Source organism: Streptomyces sp. ISL-98 (assembly GCF_018614055.1).
In the GTDB taxonomy this organism is placed as follows: Bacteria; Actinomycetota; Actinomycetes; order Streptomycetales; family Streptomycetaceae; genus Streptomyces; species Streptomyces spiramyceticus.
This window is the reverse complement of the sequence record NZ_JAGGPB010000039.1, coordinates 111,705-131,297: the sequence shown is the minus strand read 5'-3', so window position 1 is coordinate 131,297 and position 19,593 is coordinate 111,705. Positions and strand designations below refer to the sequence as shown.

Sequence of the window (19,593 nt, the reverse complement as noted above, 5' to 3'; positions counted from 1 at the left end):
TGCTGCTGGGGGAGGACGTCAACGATCGCCACGTGGTCCTCGGGGCGGAACAGGCCGTCGAGCAGTGAGTGGCGCGCGGTGGTGCGGTCCATCGCGGAGAACACCGGCAGCCGCACGCTGCGCGCGTTGTTCCGCACAGAACATCTACCTGGCCCTCACTGAGGGGCAGCCGCGTGCCCCGTACGGAAGTGAGCGACCTGAGGGTGTCGATCTCGGCGCTCAGGTGCTGCTCGATAACCCAGGCCCGCGAACAGGACGGGCAGGCTCTCCCGCTGGGCGAAGGTGCTTAAGCACGTTGGACGGGCGTGACGTTTCGGATGGTGCGGAAGGCGGTGGACTCGACCTGGCCGGAGCCGGGCAAGAAGCTCCCGCCCCGGGGTCACCGCCCAGGACTGTGCCGACGCGTGCTCCGACCGGCGTGACGTAGCTCCCGTCGGTGGGAGATCGACGCCACCGCTACTGATCGGTACCGTCCACGGGAACAGCGCATGCCGATCCCGGCAGACGGAATGACATCGCCACTTTGAGGCCGCGCGCCCGCATACGACAGGGGACATTGATGTTCCGCAAGGTATTGGTCGCCAACCGTGGCGAGATCGCGATCCGCGCCTTCCGCGCGGCGTTCGAGCTCGGCATCTCCACTGTGGCCGTTTTCCCCTACGAGGACCGCAACTCGCTCCACCGGGCCAAAGCCGACGAGGCGTACCAGATCGGTGAAAAGGGCCACCCGGTGCGGGCCTATCTCTCGGTCGACGAGGTGATCAAGGCCGCGCGCAGGGCTGGTGCCGACGCCATCTACCCCGGATACGGCTTCCTGTCGGAGAATCCCGACCTCGCCGCCGCGTGTGCCGAGGCCGGGATCACCTTTGTCGGGCCCCCCGCTTCCGTACTGCACCTCACCGGGAACAAGGCCCGCGCAGTGGCGGCCGCCCGGGAGGCCGGGGTTCCCGTTCTGAAGTCGTCGGAGCCGTCCACGGACGTGGACGCGCTGGTCGGCGCGGCCGACTCCATCGGGTTCCCGGTGTTCGTCAAGGCGGTTGCCGGCGGCGGCGGGCGAGGAATGCGGCGCGTCGCCGAGCCCGCCGAGCTGCGGGAGGCGATCGACGCGGCGATGCGCGAGGCGGAGTCGGCGTTCGGAGACGCCACCGTCTTCCTGGAGCAGGCCGTCGTCAACCCGCGCCATATCGAAGTGCAGATCCTCGCCGACGCAGACGGGAATGTCGTCCACCTGTACGAGCGTGACTGTTCGGTGCAGCGGCGCCACCAGAAGGTCGTCGAGATCGCGCCCGCGCCGAATCTCGACCCGGTGCTGCGCGCGCGGATCTGCGCGGACGCCGTCGCGTTCGCCAGGCACATCGGGTACGTCAACGCGGGGACCGTGGAGTTCCTGGTCGACGAGCGCGGCAACCATGTCTTCATCGAGATGAACCCGCGCATCCAGGTGGAGCACACGGTCACCGAGCAGGTCACCGGACGGGACCTGGTGATCGGGCAGCTGCGGATCGCCGCGGGAAGGACGCTTCCGGAACTGCACCTGACGCAGGACGACATCGTCCTCACGGGCACGGCCCTGCAGTGCCGTATCACCACTGAGGATCCCGCCAACGGTTTCCGTCCCGACACCGGCACCATCTCGGCGTACCGTTCCCCGGGCGGTCCCGGTGTACGGCTCGACGGCGGCACCGTCCACACCGGCGCCGAAGTGTCCGCCCACTTCGACTCGATGCTGGTCAAGCTGACCTGCCACGGCCACGACTTTGCCAACGCCGCCCGCCGCGCACGGCGTGCGATCGCCGAGTTCCGTATCCGCGGAGTCGCGACCAACCTGCCCTTCCTGGGCGCCGTGCTCGACCACCCCGGCTTCCGCGAGGGCCGTGTCACGACGAGCTTCATCGCCGAGCATCCGGAGCTGATCCGGGCGCGCCCCTCGGCCGACCGCGGAAGTCGCATGCTCACGTATCTCGCCGAGACGACCGTCAACCGTCCCCACGGCCCGCGTCCCCAGGCCATCGACCCGGCCGCCAAGCTTCCTCCCGTCTCACTGGGCAGTCAGCCCGCCGAAGGCAGCCGGCAGCGCCTCGCGGCACTCGGGCCGGAGGCGTTCGCGGCGGAGCTGCGTGCGCAGCGGGCCGTCGCGGTGACGGACACGACCTTCCGTGACGCGCACCAGTCCCTGCTGGCCACCCGGGTGAGGACGCGCGATCTGCTGGCCGTCGCCCCGTATGTCGCCCGCACAGCACCGGAGCTGCTGAGCCTGGAGTGCTGGGGCGGCGCCACCTACGACGTCGCCCTGCGCTTCCTTGCCGAGGATCCCTGGGAGCGGCTCGCGGCCCTGCGGGAGGCGGTGCCCAACATTTGTACGCAGATGCTGCTGCGTGGGCGCAACACCGTCGGCTACACGCCCTACCCCGTCGAGGTGACCGAGGCCTTCGTCGCCGAGGCAGCGGCGACCGGTATGGACATCTTCCGGATCTTCGACGCGCTCAACGACGTCTCGCAGATGCGTCCCGCCATCGATGCCGTCCGGTCCACCGGCACCGCGCTGGCCGAGGTCGCCCTCTGCTACACCGCGGACCTGTCGAACCCGGCTGAACAGCTGTACACCCTCGACTACTACCTGCGCCTCGCGGAGCAGATTGTCGAGGCAGGCGCGCACGTACTGGCCATCAAGGACATGGCCGGCCTGCTGCGCCCGCCCGCCGCCCGCACCCTGGTGACCGCACTGCGCGAGCGCTTCGACCTTCCGGTGCATCTGCACACCCATGACACGGCGGGCGGCCAGCTCGCGACGCTGATCGCCGCGATCGACGCGGGCGTCGACGCCGTCGACGCCGCTGTCGCCTCGATGGCGGGCACCACCAGCCAGCCGTCCCTGTCGGCACTCGTCGCGGCTACCGACCACACCGAGCGCGCGACCGGGCTCTCACTCGACGCGGTCGGGGGACTTGAGCCGTACTGGGAAGCCATGCGCAAGGTCTACGCGCCCTTCGAGTCGGGGCTCGCCTCGCCCACTGGGCGCGTCTACCACCACGAGATTCCCGGCGGGCAGCTGTCGAACCTGCGCCAGCAGGCCATCGCGCTCGGTCTCGGCGACCGCTTCGAGCTGATCGAGGACTGCTACGCGGCCGCCGACCGGATGCTGGGCCGGCTGGTCAAGGTGACCCCCTCCTCGAAGGTGGTGGGAGACCTCGCCCTGCACCTGGTCGGAGCCGGGGTCCAGGCGGCCGACTTCGAGTCCGACCCCGGCAAGTTCGACGTTCCGGACTCGGTGGTCGGATTCTTGCGCGGCGAGCTCGGCGACCCGCCCGGCGGCTGGCCCGAGCCGTTCCGTACGCGCGCACTCCAGGGCCGCCCCGAGCAGGCCCAGGCCCCGACCTTGTCGGACGAGGACCGTCAGGGACTGGGCCGGGAGCGGCGGGCGACGCTGAACCGGTTGTTGTTCCCCGGCCCGACCAAGGAGTTCGAAGCCCACCGCGAGGCCTACGGCGATACGTCCGTACTGCCCACGCAGGACTTCTTCTACGGTTTGGAGCCGGACGCCGAGCACACGGTCACCCTGGGGGCCGGTGTCACGCTGCTGATCGAGCTGGAGGCGATCTCCGAGGCCGACGAGCGGGGCTTCCGTACGGTGCTGGCCACGCTCAACGGCCAGCTGCGCCCGGTGTCGGTGCGGGACAAGTCCGTCGCCACCGAGGTCAAGGCCGCGGAGAAGGCCGAGCGCGGCAACGACCGGCATGTCCCCGCGCCGTTCGCCGGCGTCGTGACGCTCCAGGTGGAGGAGGGCTCTTCGGTGTCGGCGGGTCAGACGGTGGCCACCATCGAGGCGATGAAGATGGAGGCTTCCATCACCGCCCAGTGCGCGGGCACGGTCGCGCGGCTGGCGATCGGAAAGATCCAGCAGGTCGAGGCGGGCGATCTCCTCATCGAGATCGGCTGACGCCTGCTTCGTGCGGGCGTACGCGGCCGGCCCGGGTGAGGTTCCTGGGCCGCCCGCCCGCGTACGGAAGTCGGTCGGCATGGAGGGCACCCGCTTCGGCGAGGTCCACGGCTACGCCGGTGACCGCCTGCCCGCTCCCGCCGGTGGCGCTGAAACCGCGGGGGCGGGTGCGCTGATGCCAGTGATACGGGCAGCACGGGCGGCGCCGGCAACCGGATCGGCGTCACCCTCGGGCCGAGGCCGGCGCTTTGGGAAAGAAAACAGGAGGGGACCGCGTGCCGGCCGGACCAAGCGGGCTTCCGGCAATAGGTTCAGGCGGCATGGCGGAACCCATTTACTACGTCGACCGCTCGGACATCCGCGGGGGCAGGCTCGCGGAGGTCAAGAACGGGATGCGCGACCTGGCCGCGTTCGTCGAGGCGCGCGAGCCGCAGCTGATCGCCTACCACTTCTACATCGATGAGTCGGATTCCACGATGACCGTGGTGGCCGTCCATCCTGATTCGGCGTCGATGGAACTCCACATGGAGCTCGGCGGACCGAAGTTCCGCGCGTTCGGTGCGTTCATCCGGATGAGGTCCATCGACGTGTACGGCCGGCCGAGCCAGGTAGTCGTGGACCAGCTCCGCCAGAAGGCCGAGATGCTCGGCGGAGGCACCGTCACCCTCCACACCCTGCAGGCGGGCTTCAGCCGACTGCATCCGCCCCGGTACGGTGCCTAAGGTTTGTTGCCGGAGTCCGTGGGACCGGTCTACGACCTGGTTCCGGACACAACATCGGAACACACTCGCGCTAATGTGCGTGCGTGAGCGTTCATATCGTCATGGGTTTCGGTCCCGCAGGGGCGGCCACTGCTCGGCTGCTGGCCGAAAAGGGGCATTCGGTACGCGTCGTCACCAAGTCGGGCCGAAGCCCGGAGCCCGGCATCGAGCATGTGGCGTTGGACGCGACGGACAGCAAGCGACTGATCGACGTCGCGCAGGGCGCGGCCGCGATCTACGGCTGTGGCTCACCGCCCTACCATCGCTGGGCGAGTGAATGGCCGCCGCTGGCCGCGTCGGTCTGCGCGACGGCCGAGGCGACCGGGGCAGTCCTGGTCATGCTGGGCAACCTCTACGGGTACGGTCCGGTCGACAGTCCCATGACCGAGGAACTGCCGCTCGCGGCGACCGGCCCCAAGGGGCAGGTGCGCGCCGCCGTTTGGGAGCGGGCGCGGGAACTCCATGAGCAGGGTCGTATCAAGGCGGTCGAGGTGCGGGCCTCGGACTTCTTCGGGCCCGGCGTGACCGACGGCGGGCACTTGGCCGCGCGGGTCATGCCGCGACTGCTGCGCGGCAAGCCGGTCTCCACGCTCGGGGACCCGGACGCCCCGCACAGCTGGAGCTACCTCCCCGATGTCGCCAGGGCCCTGGTCGAGGTCGCCGGCGAGGAACGGGCCTGGGGACGGGCCTGGCACGTTCCGACGGAGCCGGCCCTGTCCACCCGGGAGATGGTCGACCGCCTTGCCGCTCAGTCGGAAACGGGGCCGGTCGCGGTGCGCAGGCTGCCGTCGGCCGTGCTGGGTGTCGTGTCGGTGTTCTCCCCGCTGATCCGCGAACTCAAGGAGATCCGTTATCAGTTCGACCGTCCATTTGTAGTTGATTCGAGCGCTTACGAAGCCGAATTTGCGGTACGAGCCACCCCCGTCGATGAGCAGGTCAAGGTGACGGTGGACTGGTGGCGTGAGCGACTGGCCACCGCCGGGTGACACTGCTCATCGGCAGGTCAAGCCCTGGGCCACCGATCCCCACGCAGCCTCGTGCCTCTGGGAACTTTCCAGCGAAATCGCCGGCGTGAACGCGTTCTGAGCCTGGGGATATGGCGTCACCACCTTGCAGGTGATCAGACAATGGCCCGGGCAAACAGCCTGACCTGCGCGTTCTCAAGGCGTACCGTAGCCACCCCGCCGCAACCGGCCGGCAAGTGACCAACGCGGGCCCAGGTCGTTGAACCTGGCGCACGGAGAGTGAACGGACAAGCCCCGGGTCCTCATGGTCCCGGGGCTTTGTGCTGTTCCTCGAACCGGGGGACAGCCGCTCGCACCACCGCGCGTGGTACGGAGGCTTCGGCCGTCCGGGGCGTGGCGGTCAGGAACGCGGTCGGCGGGGCTGCTCGCCTCGTTCCGCCTTCTGCTCCTTGATGCGGACCGCTTCCTTGCGGACCTCGGCCTGGGTGGCGCGCTCCTTCTGCAGCCACTCGGGGTTGTCCGTCTTCAGCGCGTCGATCTGCTCCGTGGTGAGGGGCTCCGTGACTCCGCCACGCGCGAGACCCGCGATGGAGATGCCCAGCTTCGCCGCGACCACCGGCCGGGGGTGCGGGCCGTTGCGTCGCAGTTCCTGCAGCCACTCGGGCGGGTCGGACTGCAGGGCGTTCAGCTCGGTGCGCGAGACGACACCCTCCTGGAACTCGGCGGGGGTGGCCTCGAGGTACACACCCAGCTTCTTTGCCGCGGTCGCGGGCTTCATCGTCTGGGTGGTCTGGTGCGACGTCATGGTGTCAAGGGTATCGAGCGTGTGAGCTACCTCCGACCACGACCGGTAACCTGGCGGAGTGACAGGCTCGGAAGCAACCCCTTCGTTCCGGCTGGCGTACGTCCCGGGAGTGACGCCCACGAAGTGGGTGCGGATCTGGAACGAGCGGCTGCCCGAAATCCCACTGACTCTCGTCGCGGTGTCCGCCGCCGAAGCGTGCGACGTGCTGCGGAGCCGCAGTGCCGACGCCGGTTTCGTACGGCTGCCGGTCGACCGGGAAGTTCTCAGCGCGATCCCCCTCTACACCGAGACGTCGGTGGTCGTGGTCCCGAAGGACCACGTTGTGGCGTCGGTCGACGAGGTGTCCGCCGAGGATCTGGCCGACGACATCGTGCTGCATCCCCTCGACGACACCCTCGACTGGGAGCACCGGCCGGGAGTGCCCGCGAAGGAACGCCCCGCCACGACGGCGGACGCCATCGAACTGGTGGGGGCGGGAGTGGGACTACTCGTCGTCCCGCAGTCGCTCGCCCGCCTGCACCGCCGCAAGGACCTCACATACCGGCCGGTATCGGACGCCCCCCAGTCCGGCGTCGCGCTGTCGTGGCCGCAGGACGAAACCACCGACCTGGTGGAGCAGCTCATCGGGATCGTCCGCGGGCGGACCGTCAACAGCACGCGGGGGCGCCCCCAGGCCCCGGCGGAGCCGAAGCGGAAGACCCCCGATACGCGCGGCGCACGGCGGAAGCCCGCGGCCGGGAAGTCGACCGGGAAGCCGACCGGCAAGAGCCTGCGGAGTGGATCTGGCAGCCCTAAAGGCGGCAAGCGCGGCAAACCTCGCCGCCGGCCGTAGCCAGCGGCTTCCATTCATAAATTTGGTCCATACCAAGTCCTTGACAGTCTTTTCGTTCACTTCTTAAATCACGTAGTGAACTGAGTACCCGTCAGGTCGACCTCTCACCCCCCACCCCACTCGGCGCAAATGCTTGTCATATGCATGCCATAGCAGTGCTCCTGGAAGGGAGAGTCATGGACTCCCCGCGCTTACCCCGACGCCTTCTGCTGTCCCTCGTCCCGGTCGTAGCCCTCGCGGCCCTGTCCTCCGGACTGGCGCAGGGAGCGCCCCAGCCCGCGGCGAAGCCCCGCGCAGCCGCCGCCGTCACGTTCTCCGACGAGTTCGACGGGCCCGCGGGCTCCTCCGTCGACGGCGGTAAGTGGCAGGTCGAGACGGGCGACAACATCAACAACCATGAGCGGCAGTACTACACCGCGGGCAACCGCAACGCCGCACTCGACGGCCAGGGGCATCTCGTCATCACCGCCCGCCGTGAGAACCCGGGCAACTACCAGTGCTGGTACGGAAGGTGCGAGTACACCTCCGCCCGGCTGAACACGGCCGGCAGGTTCACCACGACGTACGGCCGCGTCGAGGCCCGGATGAAGATCCCGCGCGGGCAGGGCATGTGGCCCGCGTTCTGGATGCTGGGCAACGACATCGGCGATGTCGGCTGGCCGGGCTCGGGCGAGATCGACGTCATGGAGAACGTGGGCTTCGAGCCGTCCACGGTCCACGGCACCCTCCACGGCCCCGGCTACTCCGGCTCCGGCGGCATCGGCGCCGCCTACACGCTGCCCGGCGGCCAGGCGTTCGCCGATGCCTTCCACACCTTCGCCGTCGACTGGAGCCCGAACGCGATCACCTGGTCCGTCGACGGCACCGTGTACCAGCGGCGCACCCCCGCCGACCTCGGCGGACGGCAGTGGGTCTTCAACAAGCCCTTCTTCCTGATCCTCAACCTCGCGGTCGGCGGCTACTGGCCCGGAGACCCCGACGGCAGCACGGTCTTCCCCCAGCAGCTCCTGGTCGACTACGTCCGGGTCAGCACCGAAGGCGGTCAGTCGGGTGGCGGCGGTGCCATCACCGGCGTCGGTGGCAAGTGCGTGGACGTGGCCGGCGCCGACAACGCCAACGGCACACCCGTACAGCTCTACGACTGCAACGGCAGCGACGCCCAGCGCTGGAGCGCGGGATCCGACGGCACGATCCGCGCGCTCGGCAAGTGCCTGGACGTGACATCGGGAGGCACCGCCGACGGCACGCCGGTCCAGCTGTGGGACTGCAACGGCTCGGCCGCCCAGCAGTGGGCCGTCCCCGCGGCCCGGGACATCGTCAACCCGCAGGCCGACAAGTGCCTGGACGCCGGCGGCGGCAGCTCGGCCAACGGCACCCGGTTGCAGATCTGGACCTGCACCGGGGCCGCCAACCAGAAGTGGACTGTGGCCCGATGACCGCGGGACTGCAACGTCGGCTCTCCGGCGGGTCCGGCTACCGTACGGGGACGGCGAGTTCGCCGCCGCGATAGAAGCCTTCCCGCTCCGTGACGACGTACGGGGCCATGGCCTCACGGCGACGCCTCTCCGCTTCGGAGCCCCGCCAGGCGTCGCACGCCTCCTCGGATTCCCAGAACGACACCCCGGTGATCTCCTGCCCGTCCTCGGACCAGTACGCGAAGGCGCGGAGCAGGCCCTGGGGGAACGGGCCGGGCCGCCATGCTGTCTCGAACTCCTCCAACGTGTCCGGCCTGATGCGGCGCGTTGTCACCCAGACGAAGTGCTCCTGCATCGCAGCCTCCCTCCGGAACGCCGGTTCCGTGACGGCGCTCTCTGGATCCACCGTAGGTCCGTCCCGCCGTTGCCGCCTCCGGCGCGGTCCCGGGCCGGGAAAGCCGCAGGGCCGGGGGCCATTGCTCTGCCCGTGCGGTGAGTACACCGTGACGGCCGTACCTGAGGCCGGGGGGGGGTACGGGGGTGCGAAAGGGGGCGCACGGTGACGGGCGGAGTGCTTCTCTCCGCCCGGCGCGTCGGTCACTGAACGTGATGATGGCACCCGTTGCCGCTACATAGAGTAATTGTGTCCGGTTGTCCGGCCGGACAGTGGCGGAAGAGGAGAGGCGACCGATGTCGGTCGAGACGAGTGCGCCCGCGGATGCGATCGCGGCGCAAGTGGAGCGAGTACAGCAGAGCCTCAGCACGGCGGCCGCGAAAAATCTCGCGACGACGACCAAGTCCGAACCTCAGATGCAGGGCATCAGTTCGCGGTGGCTGCTGCGGAAGCTGCCGTGGGTTCATGTGCCCGGCGGCACCTACCGTGTGAACCGTCGCCTGTCGTACACAGTCGGCGACGGCCGGGTGACGTTCATCAAGAACGGCTCCAAGGTGCAGGTCATCCCTGCCGAGCTGGCCGAACTGCCGCTGTTGCGCGGGTTCGACGACTCCACGGCCCTGGGTGCGCTGGCCGAGAAGTTCGTACAGAAGGAGTACGAGCCCGGCCAGATCATTGTGAACGCGGGCAAGAAGGCCGATCAGATCTTCCTGATCGCGCACGGCAAGGTGGAGAAGGTCGGCGCCGGGAAGTACGGGGACGAGACCATCCTGGGCCGCCTCGGCGACGGCGACAGCTTCGGCGGTCACGTGCTGGCGGGCGCCGGTGGCAAGTGGGAGTTCACCGCCCGCGCCGCGACCGGGGTCACGATCCTCGCGCTGCCGCAGGCGGCATACAAGGCGGTGGCCGGCCAGTACGAGAAGCTGCGGGAGCACGTCCGGGCGCTGAGCTCCAACGGGTACAAGGTGAACAAGTCCGGCGAGGCCGCGATCGACCTCAGTGCCGGCCACGTCGGCGAGGCGACCCTGCCCGGCGCGTTCGCGGACTACGAACTCAAGCCCCGCGAATACGAGTTGAGCGTGGCCCAGACCGTGCTGAAGGTGCACAGCCGGGTCGCCGATCTCTACAACCAGCCCATGAACCAGACCCAGCAGCAGCTGCGGCTCACCATCCAGGAACTGCGTGAGCGCCAGGAACACGAGCTGGTCAACAACCGCGAATTCGGCCTGCTCCACAACGCCGAATTCGACCAGCGCATCCAGACCCACTCGGGACCGCCCACCCCGGACGACCTCGACGACCTGCTGAGCATGCGCCGCGGCACCCGGTACATGTTCGCGCACCCGCGCGCCATCGCGGCGTTCGGCAAGGAGTGCAACAAGCGGGGCCTCTCGCTCGGCAGCGTCGATGTCGACGGCCACCAGATCCCCGCCTGGAGGGGCGTGCCGATCCTCCCGTGCGGCAAGATCCCGGTCACCAAGCACCAGAGCTCGTCGATCATCGCCATGCGTATCGGCGAGGACAATGAGGGCGTCATCGGCCTCTACCAGACCGGGATCCCCGACGAGGTCGAGCCCGGCCTCAATGTGCGGTTCATGGGCATCGACGAGAAGGCCATTATCTCGTACCTCGTCAGCACCTATTACTCCGCGGCCATTCTCGTCCCGGACGCGATCGGGATCCTGGAGAACGTCGAGGTACGTCCGCGTGCCTGAGTGTCCGATTCCACCGGTGAAGGAGGGCTGAAGCGGTGTCACTGCTGTCCCGGATGTCTGCTTCCGCCGCCGAGCACGAAGTGGCGGGGCTGGTGGGCGCCCTGCTGTCCGACCCGGTACGCCCGGGAAGGGGGAATCTGTTCGGGCCTGAGCCGATGCAGGCGGCGGCCTCTTCGGCGGCGGCCGCGGGCCCGGACCTACGGCGGGTTCTCGGCGGGCCCTCCGGGCTCGGCACCTCGGCAGCCAGGGTGCTGATCCCCTCGGCTTCCGAGGCCCCCGTCCTGCCGGCTTCCGAGGCCCCGGTCCGCCCGGCGTCCGCCCGCGCAATGCGGCCCGGCGTGCGGGTCGTCGAACCCCGGATGCCCGTGGTGCCCACGGAACAGGTGACCGCCGGGCTCCCCGTGCTCGGCGGCCCCACCGGTCTCGGCACCTCGGCCGCCCGCCTCGGGGGCGGGGGGCCGGAGCGGGCTCCCGCCGACAGGCCGGCGCCCCCGGCGCTGTACTGCCCGCCGGCGGGCCGCGACGACCCCGCCCTCGGCGAGCTGGTCAACGAGCGGCTGGTCGTGTGGGCCGAGGAGGTCGGGATCTACCCCGGCCAGCTCGACAAGGTCCGCTCGGCCAACTTCGGCCGCCTCATGATGCTCGCCCATCCTGACACCGACGACCCCGACCGGCTGCTGGCGGCGGCGAAGTGCGGACTGGCCGAGTGGGCCGTCGACGACCACATTGTCGACGGAGAGGTCGAGGAGGCCCGCCACGACCTCGTGGGCCAGCGTCTCGCCATCTGCCACTCGGTGATCGACCAGGCCCAACTCCCGCTGCGCTACGCGCCGCAGCTGGAGAAGGTGGTGCAGAAGGACCCCGTCGCGAAGGCGCTGCGCTCCGGCCTCGACAACCTCGCCAGGTACGCCACGACGACCCAGGTGCGCCGGCTCCGCCATGAGCTGGCCATCATGTTCGTCGCGTACAACCAGGAGGCGAACTGGCACACGAACGGCCAGACCCCGCCGGTCTGGGAGTACCTGATGCACCGTCACGAGAACAGTTTCATCCCGTGCATGGTGCTGGTCGACGCCATCGACGGCTACGAGGTCCCGATGGCCGAGTTCTCCGACCCACGGGTGCGGCGGGCGTTCAACCTGGCCGGGACCGCGACCGTGCTCATGAATGATCTGTACTCGATGGGCAAGGAAGATCCCACGGACTTCAGCCTGCCCATGCTGATCGCGGCCGAGGAGAAGTGCTCGCTGCAGGAAGCCGTCGAGCGCAGCGTCGAGATCCACGACGAGCTGATGCACACGTACGAGGCCGAGGCCTCCGCCCTCGCCCTCATCGGCTCCCCGGAGCTGCGCCGCTTCCTGGCCGGAACGTGGGCTTGGGTGGGCGGCAACCGCGAATGGCACGCCACCAGCGCGCGCTACGCGTCAGCCGGCTGACCTCGTCACCCCGTAATCCTTCCCCCTCTCAGTACGCAAGGAGCCCCCCACCATGCCCACGACCGAGACGGAAATCGCCGCAATGGACGGCGTTCTGCGCACCGAGTACCAGAAGTCCGTCGCCGAGTACTGGAACACCGAGAAGGACCCCGTCAACATCCGCCTCGGCGAGGTCGACGGCCTCTACCACCACCACTACGGCATCGGCGACTACGACCCCTCCGTCCTGGAAGGCCCCGAGGCGACCCGGGACCAGCGCATCATCGAGGAGCTGCACCGCCTGGAGACCGCCCAGGCGGAGGTTCTCCTCGACCACCTGGGCGACATCGGCGCGGGGGACCGCCTGCTGGACGCCGGTTCCGGCCGGGGCGGCACCAGCTTCATGGCCAACCAGCGCTTCGGCTGTCAGGTGGACGGCGTCAGCATCTCCGAGTACCAGGTCGGCTTCGCCAACTCCCAGGCCAAGGAGCGGGGTGTCGCCGACCGGGTGAAGTTCCACTTCCGCAACATGCTCGACACGGGCCTGGCCACGGGCTCGCGCCGGGGTATCTGGACCAACGAAACCACCATGTACGTGGACCTGTTCGAGCTCTACGGCGAGTTCTCCCGCCTTCTGGAGTACGGCGGCCGGTACGTCTGCATCACCGGCTGCTACAACGATGTCACCGGGGGCCGGTCGAAGGCCGTCAGCCGCATCGACGAGCACTACACCTGCAACATTCATCCCCGCAGCGACTACTTCAAGGCCATGGCCGCCAACAGCCTCGTCCCGATCAATGTCGTCGACCTCACCGCCCAGACCATCCCGTACTGGGAGCTGCGTGAGAAGTGCTCGGTGGCCACCGGCATCGAGGACCCGTTCCTGACCGCGTACAAGGAAGGCAGCTTCCACTACCTGCTGATCGCCGCCGACCGGGTCTGAACCGCCCACGGACGGCACGGCACGCGCGAAAGCCCCGGGCTTCCGGCCCGGGGCTTTCGCAGGATCGGTCCGATCCGAGGAGGATGAAACCGTGGTGCTCGCGCTCGTACGTGAACTGAACCGGCGGACCGACCCGCTGCGCCTGCGGCACGACGTGGAATTCCTCGCCGACCGCCCGCGCAGCCGCACCCGCGCCCCCGAGGCCATGCTGCGCGCCGAGGCCCATGTGATGCGTGAACTGGCCGCCGCGGGCTGGCGGACCGAGCGGCAGCCGTTCGACGTACGGTGGCGACTGGGCGGCACCGATCGCGAGGGCGATCGGGCGATCGCGCTCCAGCTCCGCCTGCACCGGCGACTGACCGGCGCGAACCTCATTGCTGAGCTGCCGGGGGCCGACGACCGGCCCACCGTGGTCGTCGGAGCGCACCTGGACACCGTCGACGGCAGCCCCGGCGCCGACGACAACGCCTCCGGAGTCGCCGCGCTGCTGGAGATCGCGCGGCTCCTCGGCGGGCTGCCGCGGCCTCCCGCGGTCACCCTCCTGTTCTTCGACATGGAGGAGCTGGGCATGATCGGCTCCCGGTTCGCAGCCCGGCAGCTGCGCCGCACCCGGCAGGTCGCGGGCATGATCTGCCTGGAGTCCGTCGGCTTCTTCGCGACCGGGCCCGGAACCCAGCTCATGCCCGCCGGCTTCGCAGCGGCCTTTCCCCGTGTGGCCGCCCGGGTCCGTTCGGGCGGGCACCGGGGCGACTTCACCCTTGTGGTCCACCGGCGCTCGACCGCGGCGGCGGCCTCCCTGTGGCGCCGGGCAGCGGAGGCCGCGGAGCCCCGGCTGCCCGCCGTCACCCTGCGCGACCCGCGTCCGCACGGCCTGCTGGGCGCGCTCGCCGGCCTCGCGGCGCCCCCGCTGATCCACCTCGACCGCAGCGACCACGCGTCCTTCTGGAACGCGGGGATTCCGGCCCTGATGCTCACCGGTACGGCGAATTTCCGGAACCCCAACTACCACCGGCCGACCGACACGCCGGACACCCTCGATTACGGGCGTCTGGCGGCTGTCGCCGTCGCGACCGCCGCCACCGCGGCGTCCTGGTGACTCAGCGCTCGGCGCCGGGCCGGACGCCGCGGGTGAGGACCACTCCGAGGATGATCATGAAGAGGCCGAGGCCGAAGTGCAGCCAGTCGTCAGCTGTGTTGACGGGTACGAAGTTGGCGTCGCTGTCGTGGTCGATGATCAGGCCGTACACCCACAGCGCCAGGTAGATGACACCACCACCGATGAGGAACATGCGGGCGGTGGTCGCGGCCCGGGCCATGGTGACGCCCGCGACACCGAACAGCAGATGCACGATGTTGTGGAGTACCGACACCTGGAACACACCCAGCAGCTCGGCCTCGGAGTCGTGCTCGGCGAACTCCAGCGTGTCGTAGTCGGTGGTGATCCCCGGGATGAAGCCCAGGACGCCCACCAGCAGGAAGACCGCGCCCACCAGCAGTGCGGCCTGCTGCACACGGGTCCGGGCGGTCGGCGGCATACGGTGAACGCTGCTCATGAACGGATGCCTTTCTCGCAGAGGGGCCCCCGTCGGGCCCGCCCCTTTCCGGATACTCGCCCCGCTTGTACCCCTGCCGGCCGCCGACACCCGCAGAAGACCGCACATGTCGCCCGCCTTCCCTAGGCTGGAACTGACTGGCAAGGTGCGCGTCAAGAGGTGGGCAGGCCATCTCGGAGGGCGGCCCTGCCGGAGCGAAGACAGTGGTCTCGGCTACGGGGGCGCTGCGGGCTGTGAGAGAGCAGATGCGGGTATTCGGCGGGGCATCGCTGACAGCTGTCTATGTGCTGGACAAGAGGGACGACAGCCTGCGACTGACGGAATGGGCCGGAGAATCCGGTGCCCTGTACGGGCTGCCGCCCAGCTACCCGCTGTCCGGTCGTGGCCCCGTCGTGGACGCCTTCCGCGCCGGGCGGCCCCTGTGGCTGAACGCGGCGGAGCTGGCCGTCTACAACCGGACCATTCGGGCGATCCGTGAGGAGAGCCCCGGGGAGGCCTTGCCCGCCGGCGTTTCGCTGGGCGCACTGCCGCTCGGAACGAGCGGCCGTCCACTGGGCTGCCTGGTCGTCGTGGACAACGCCGACCACGGTTTCGACGCCGAACGGCGCAACCTCCTGGAGCTCTACGCCGACCACGTCACCGCATGGTTCGAAGCGGTCGGCGAACCGATCACCCACACCGTCGGCCGTACCGAGCCCCGGCCGGTACGGGGCCCCGCCTTGGGCTGTGTACATGTCGGCTTCTTCACCCTGGTCCTCAGCAGCGGAAAGATCGACGCGGACGGCCACGTGCTCGACCTCGTCGACATCCCCTTGGACGACTTCGACGGACGCGTCGAGACCCTGCTGGCACACACCGTCCCCGACGACCTGCCCGCGCTCATGTCCATCGTGGAGCCGGGCCATATGGCCTCCGGCGGCCGGGAACTGGAGTTCCGTGTCCGCCGCCCCACCGGCGAACTGCGCTGGCTGCGCCTGCGGTGCCGGCTGCTGGCGGACGGCGGGGGCAAGCCGGAGCGGCTGCTCGGTGTGGTCGCCGACGCCTCGAATCTGCGGCCCAGCGCCGACGAGGTCTCCATGGTCCAGCGGCTGTCCGTCGCGCTGGCCGGTGCGACGGCCGTGCGGGACGTCAGCCGGGCGGTGGTCGCCGCGCTGCGCGACCCGCTGGGAGCCGATCGGGTGGCTCTCGCCGGACTCGAAGCGGACCGGCTGGTGGTTACGGTCCTCGACCCGCCGGAGGCCGATGCCTGGCCGGAGCTCTGGCGGTCCGAATGGCGTTCCGAGTGGCCCGATGCGCCCGTCGCCGCCCTGCCCACGCTGAAGGCCTCGGTGCGCGAGGGCCGCCCGAGCCTGTGGACGGCCGGCTCCGCCCTCGAACCGGGCATCGCGGGCGTCGGCCCCGGCGGTCTCGCCGTCCTGCCGCTCCCCGCCGAGGGGCGGGTGGTCGGCGTGTGCCTGGTCGGGTGGGACGAGCCGCACGAGTTCGGCCCCGAGGAACGGTCCCTGCTCACCGCGACCGCCGGCCTGGTGGGGCAGGCCCTGGTGCGCGCCCGTTCGTTCGACGCCGAGCACGAGCTCGCCACGATGCTCCAGCGCAGCCTGCTTCCGCGCAAGCTTCCGCAGCTGCCCGGGGGAGTGGCCGTCGCCCGCTATCTGCCGGCGACGGTGGGCCTCGATGTGGGCGGCGACTGGTACGACGTGATCCCGCTCTCCGAAAACCATGTGGCGCTGGTCGTGGGGGACGTACAGGGACACAGCGCCGGCGCCGCCACGATCATGGGCCAGATGCGTACGGCGATCAGGGCGTACGCCGTCGAGGGCCACCCGCCCGACGTGGTCGTCTCCCGTGCCAATCGCCTGCTCGTCGGCATGGAGACCGACCTCTTCGCCACCTGCTGCTACGTCGCCATCGACATGGAGGAGGGCAACGCCTGGTGCGTCCGGGCGGGCCACCTGCCGCCGTTGCTGCGCACCCCCGAAGGCAGCACCCAGGAACTGGCGCTCGAAGGCGGGCCTCCGCTGGGGGTGCTCGCGGAGGCCGAATTTCCGATGACCGCGGTCGCCCTGGCCCCCGGCGCGGTGCTGACCCTGCTGACGGACGGCCTGGTCGAGTCCTCCAGCCTCCACCTGGAAGAGGGCATGCGCCGCGTCTGTGACGCACTCTCCACCGCCGACCCGTCCGATGCGGGGCGGATGGCCGACGAACTGCTCGGCGGCGCCAACCGGCGCGACGACGACGTGGCCCTGCTGCTCCTGCGCTACGACGGAATCGGAGACCGGCCGCTCCGGGCCGGCTGGACGGTGTGGCGGCTCCCCGACGCCGTCGCGCACGCGCGCCGTTTCACCTCCCGCACACTGCGCACCTGGAACGTGCCGGAGCAGCGCGACGCGGTCCTGCTCATCGTCTCCGAGCTGGTCACCAATGCCCTGGTGCACACGAAGGGCCAGGTGCGCCTCGACCTCACACTCGCCGGCGACCGCCTCCGGGTGGCGGTGAGCGACTCGTCGCCGCGTACGCCCGTCAAACCGACGATCGTCGACTGGGACGCGACCGGCGGCCGCGGCATCCTGCTCGTCGAGGCGGTCTCGGCGTCCTACGGCTCGGTACCGCTGAGCGGCGGCAAACAGGTCTGGGCCGAAACCCCGCTGCCGCCATCCGCCCCCTGACGCCTGGATCGGCGGGCCGCGGCCGTGCGGGGGGAAGGTGGAAGAACGGCCGACGAAGCGCCCCGTACTGACGCCTCGGATAAGGTGTTTTCATAGGAAATGCGCCCTCCCGGGGTTAGGTCGATGCGTTGGACACACACCAGTCGGCGGGCGAGGCGCCGGAGCAGCCCCCGGCGGTTGTCGGGTACGCGGGTGTGCTCCGCGAACTGCTTCCCATCGCGCTGTGGCGCGAGGACGCGGAAGGACGCATCACGGAGTGGTCGCTTGCCGCCCGCGACCTGCTCGGCCATCAGCCCGAGGACGTTATCGGCCGCCGCGCCACATCCCTGCTGGTCCCCGACGCCAACCGGGAACTGGCCGATCAGCTGACGCGGCGGGTCCAGGCGGGTGAGACCGTGGTCGGAACCCTGCCCGTGCGGCATCGCGACGGCCACTACGTGACGATGGAGATGTGGATCGTCCCGGCGGCCGACCCGCAGGGACGAGCGGGCACGCTGCTGATCGCCGTGGAGACCTCCGAGGTCCTGCGCATGCGGGACTCGCTGGCCGCCCTCGAGAGCCTCTTCACCCAGTCACCCATCGGCCTGGCCACCCTCGGCCCGGACCTGCGGTTTCTGCGGGTCAACGACGCCCTCGCCCGGATGAACGGTGTCTCCGCCGCCGAGCACCTGGGCAAGCGGCTGACCGAGGTGGTGCCCGGCGTCAACGCCACGGCGCTGGAGGCGATGATGCGGCAGGTCCTGGACCGGGGTACGCCCGTCGTCGACGCCCGCCGGACCGGCCGGACCGCCGCCGACCCCGACCGCGACCGGACCTGGTCCTGCTCCTACGCCCCGCTGCTCGACAGCGCCGGCCGCAGACTGGGACTGATCGCCTCCCTCATCGACATCACCGAAGGCCAGCAGGCGCAGATCGAGGCCGAAAGGGCCCAGCACCGCTTCGCCCTGCTCGCCGAGGCCGGCACCCGGATCGGTACCACCCTTGACCTGCGACAGACCGCCGAGGAGGTGGTGCAGCTGCTCGTGCCGCAGCTCGCCGACTCGGCCGACGTACAACTGCTGGAAGAGGTCCTGGAACCGGACGAGGCCGCCGCGTCCACCCACGGCGTCGTCCGCAGGATTGCGGCAGTCTTCCCCGATCCGTCCGCTCCCACGGCGAAACTGGCGCCGGGCATGACGATGCAGATCCCGCCCGGCTCGGTGTACGAGCGGGTCATCGCCGACGGGCTGCCCATGAACCTGTACGAGTCGGACGTCCCGGCGCTGATCACCGACCCCGGCGCCGGCAGACTGCGTGACTACCTCACGACCCTCGGCTCCGCGCGGCTGATCCCCCTGGTCGCGCGCGGCACGGTGCTCGGCGCGGTCGTGGTGACACGGCTCCGTACCCGGGAGCCGTTCGACGAGCAGGACTGCGTACTCGTCGACGAACTCGCCGCGCGCGCGGCGCTGAACATCGACAACGCGCGGATGTACACCAGGCAGCGTGAGGCGGCCCTCACCCTGCAGCGCAGCCTGACGAGCAGCCTTCTGCCCGATGTCACCGGACTCGAACTCACCGGGCGTTACCTCCCCGCGAGCGACCACGAAGTCGGCGGCGACTGGTTCGACGTCATCCCACTGGCGGAAGGCAGAACCGGACTCGTCATCGGGGACGTGATGGGCCACGGGATCCATGCGGCGGCCGTCATGGGACAACTGCGCACAGCAGTACGTACGCTCGCCCGGCACGACATCCCCCCTGACCGGATGCTTCGCTCCCTCGACGCCGTCGTCGCCGACCTGGGGGAGGACGAAATGGCGACCTGCATCTACGCCGTCCACGACCCGGCAACCGCCCAGTGCGTCGTCGCCAGGGCCGGCCACCCGCCGCCGGCCGTGGCCACGGCCGGCGGCGGGGTCACGTTCCTCGACGGCCCGCCGGGCGTGCCCCTGGGCACGGGAGGTCAGGACTTCCGGACCCAGCAGGTGCCGCTGCCCCCCGGCAGCCTGCTCGTCCTGTACACCGACGGACTCATCGAAGCCCGTGACAGCGACCTCGACGAAGGCATGGACCGGCTCGCGCAGGCGCTCAGACACCGTGAACAGCCGCTGGAAGCTCTCTGTGACGGCATCCTCGAACACCTGCTGCCCAGCTCCGCGCAGGACGACGTGGCGGTGCTCCTGGCCCGCACCCTGCGGACGTGAACCCTC

Annotated in this window: 14 protein-coding genes; 11 read left to right on the top strand and 3 right to left on the bottom strand. The window is 70.1% G+C overall.

What is annotated here, in order from left to right; genetic code table 11:
- Window positions 1-559 precede the first annotated feature (559 nt).
- From J7I98_RS26560 to J7I98_RS26550, 3 genes are all read left to right on the top strand, one after another.
- The gene (locus tag J7I98_RS26560) at window positions 560-3,937 is read left to right on the top strand and encodes a pyruvate carboxylase (protein WP_214926857.1); all 3,378 of its coding nucleotides are present in this window, start codon (window positions 560-562) and stop codon (window positions 3,935-3,937) included.
- 320 nt (window positions 3,938-4,257) lie between these two features.
- Window positions 4,258-4,659, top strand: coding sequence for a hypothetical protein (locus tag J7I98_RS26555; RefSeq protein WP_214926855.1), 402 nt, complete (start codon window positions 4,258-4,260; stop codon window positions 4,657-4,659).
- 83 nt (window positions 4,660-4,742) lie between these two features.
- Window positions 4,743-5,684 (top strand): NAD-dependent epimerase/dehydratase family protein, encoded by a 942-nt coding sequence (locus tag J7I98_RS26550; protein WP_214926847.1) that lies wholly within the window; start codon window positions 4,743-4,745, stop codon window positions 5,682-5,684.
- Between the two features lie 379 nt (window positions 5,685-6,063).
- On the opposite strand, the gene J7I98_RS26545 is transcribed toward J7I98_RS26550, so the two are convergent.
- Complete coding sequence (locus J7I98_RS26545; protein ID WP_214926845.1) at window positions 6,064-6,468, bottom strand: DUF5997 family protein; 405 nt, start codon at window positions 6,466-6,468, stop codon at window positions 6,064-6,066.
- 58 nt (window positions 6,469-6,526) lie between these two features.
- Between J7I98_RS26545 and J7I98_RS26540 the strand changes: the two genes are divergently transcribed.
- Window positions 6,527-7,300, top strand: a complete 774-nt coding sequence (locus J7I98_RS26540; protein WP_214926843.1) for a LysR substrate-binding domain-containing protein — start codon at window positions 6,527-6,529, stop codon at window positions 7,298-7,300.
- Window positions 7,301-7,476: 176 nt separating this feature from the next.
- Window positions 7,477-8,736 carry a glycoside hydrolase family 16 protein gene (locus J7I98_RS26535; protein ID WP_214926841.1) on the top strand — a complete coding sequence of 420 codons (1,260 nt, stop codon included), beginning with the start codon at window positions 7,477-7,479 and terminating at the stop codon, window positions 8,734-8,736.
- A gap of 37 nt (window positions 8,737-8,773) precedes the next feature.
- Here the strand turns inward: J7I98_RS26535 and J7I98_RS26530 are convergent, their stop codons facing one another.
- On the bottom strand, window positions 8,774-9,070 hold the full coding sequence (locus tag J7I98_RS26530) for an antibiotic biosynthesis monooxygenase (RefSeq protein ID WP_214926839.1): 297 nt from the start codon (window positions 9,068-9,070) through the stop codon (window positions 8,774-8,776).
- Window positions 9,071-9,405: 335 nt separating this feature from the next.
- On the opposite strand from J7I98_RS26530, the gene J7I98_RS26525 reads away from it, so the two are divergent.
- From J7I98_RS26525 to J7I98_RS26510, 4 genes are all read left to right on the top strand, one after another.
- Window positions 9,406-10,824, top strand: a complete 1,419-nt coding sequence (locus J7I98_RS26525; protein ID WP_214926837.1) for a family 2B encapsulin nanocompartment shell protein — start codon at window positions 9,406-9,408, stop codon at window positions 10,822-10,824.
- Window positions 10,825-10,859: 35 nt separating this feature from the next.
- On the top strand, window positions 10,860-12,260 hold the full coding sequence (locus J7I98_RS26520; protein ID WP_214926835.1) for a family 2 encapsulin nanocompartment cargo protein terpene cyclase: 1,401 nt from the start codon (window positions 10,860-10,862) through the stop codon (window positions 12,258-12,260).
- A gap of 52 nt (window positions 12,261-12,312) precedes the next feature.
- Entirely contained in the window at window positions 12,313-13,182 is an 870-nt protein-coding gene (locus J7I98_RS26515; protein WP_251021209.1) for a geranyl diphosphate 2-C-methyltransferase, read from the top strand.
- A gap of 91 nt (window positions 13,183-13,273) precedes the next feature.
- Window positions 13,274-14,278: a M28 family peptidase gene (locus J7I98_RS26510; protein ID WP_308377942.1), complete on the top strand. Its 1,005-nt coding sequence runs from the start codon at window positions 13,274-13,276 to the stop codon at window positions 14,276-14,278.
- A gap of 1 nt (window position 14,279) precedes the next feature.
- On the opposite strand, the gene J7I98_RS26505 is transcribed toward J7I98_RS26510, so the two are convergent.
- A complete protein-coding gene (locus tag J7I98_RS26505; RefSeq protein WP_251021208.1) occupies window positions 14,280-14,735 on the bottom strand; it encodes a DUF4383 domain-containing protein in 456 nt (151 codons plus the stop codon).
- A 245-nt stretch (window positions 14,736-14,980) separates the two neighbouring features.
- Between J7I98_RS26505 and J7I98_RS26500 the strand changes: the two genes are divergently transcribed.
- Together J7I98_RS26500 and J7I98_RS26495 are read left to right on the top strand one after the other, a co-directional pair.
- Window positions 14,981-17,401 carry a SpoIIE family protein phosphatase gene (locus tag J7I98_RS26500; RefSeq protein WP_214926906.1) on the top strand — a complete coding sequence of 807 codons (2,421 nt, stop codon included), beginning with the start codon at window positions 14,981-14,983 and terminating at the stop codon, window positions 17,399-17,401.
- Between the two features lie 128 nt (window positions 17,402-17,529).
- On the top strand, window positions 17,530-19,587 hold the full coding sequence (locus J7I98_RS26495) for a SpoIIE family protein phosphatase (protein WP_214926833.1): 2,058 nt from the start codon (window positions 17,530-17,532) through the stop codon (window positions 19,585-19,587).
- The last annotated feature ends 6 nt before the right edge of the window (window positions 19,588-19,593 follow it).

Excerpts from the sequence above, each read along its gene's own strand:
- J7I98_RS26560 (WP_214926857.1), top strand. The coding sequence starts at position 560 with ATGTTCCGCAAGGTATTGGTCGCCAACCGTGGCGAGATCGCGATCCGC.
- J7I98_RS26500 (WP_214926906.1), top strand. The coding sequence starts at position 14,981 with ATGCGGGTATTCGGCGGGGCATCGCTGACAGCTGTCTATGTGCTGGAC.
- J7I98_RS26515 (WP_251021209.1), top strand. The coding sequence starts at position 12,313 with ATGCCCACGACCGAGACGGAAATCGCCGCAATGGACGGCGTTCTGCGC.
- J7I98_RS26505 (WP_251021208.1), bottom strand. The coding sequence starts at position 14,735 with ATGAGCAGCGTTCACCGTATGCCGCCGACCGCCCGGACCCGTGTGCAG.
- J7I98_RS26525 (WP_214926837.1), top strand. The coding sequence starts at position 9,406 with ATGTCGGTCGAGACGAGTGCGCCCGCGGATGCGATCGCGGCGCAAGTG.
- J7I98_RS26545 (WP_214926845.1), bottom strand. The coding sequence starts at position 6,468 with ATGACGTCGCACCAGACCACCCAGACGATGAAGCCCGCGACCGCGGCA.
- J7I98_RS26555 (WP_214926855.1), top strand. The coding sequence starts at position 4,258 with ATGGCGGAACCCATTTACTACGTCGACCGCTCGGACATCCGCGGGGGC.
- J7I98_RS26535 (WP_214926841.1), top strand. The coding sequence starts at position 7,477 with ATGGACTCCCCGCGCTTACCCCGACGCCTTCTGCTGTCCCTCGTCCCG.
- J7I98_RS26530 (WP_214926839.1), bottom strand. The coding sequence starts at position 9,070 with ATGCAGGAGCACTTCGTCTGGGTGACAACGCGCCGCATCAGGCCGGAC.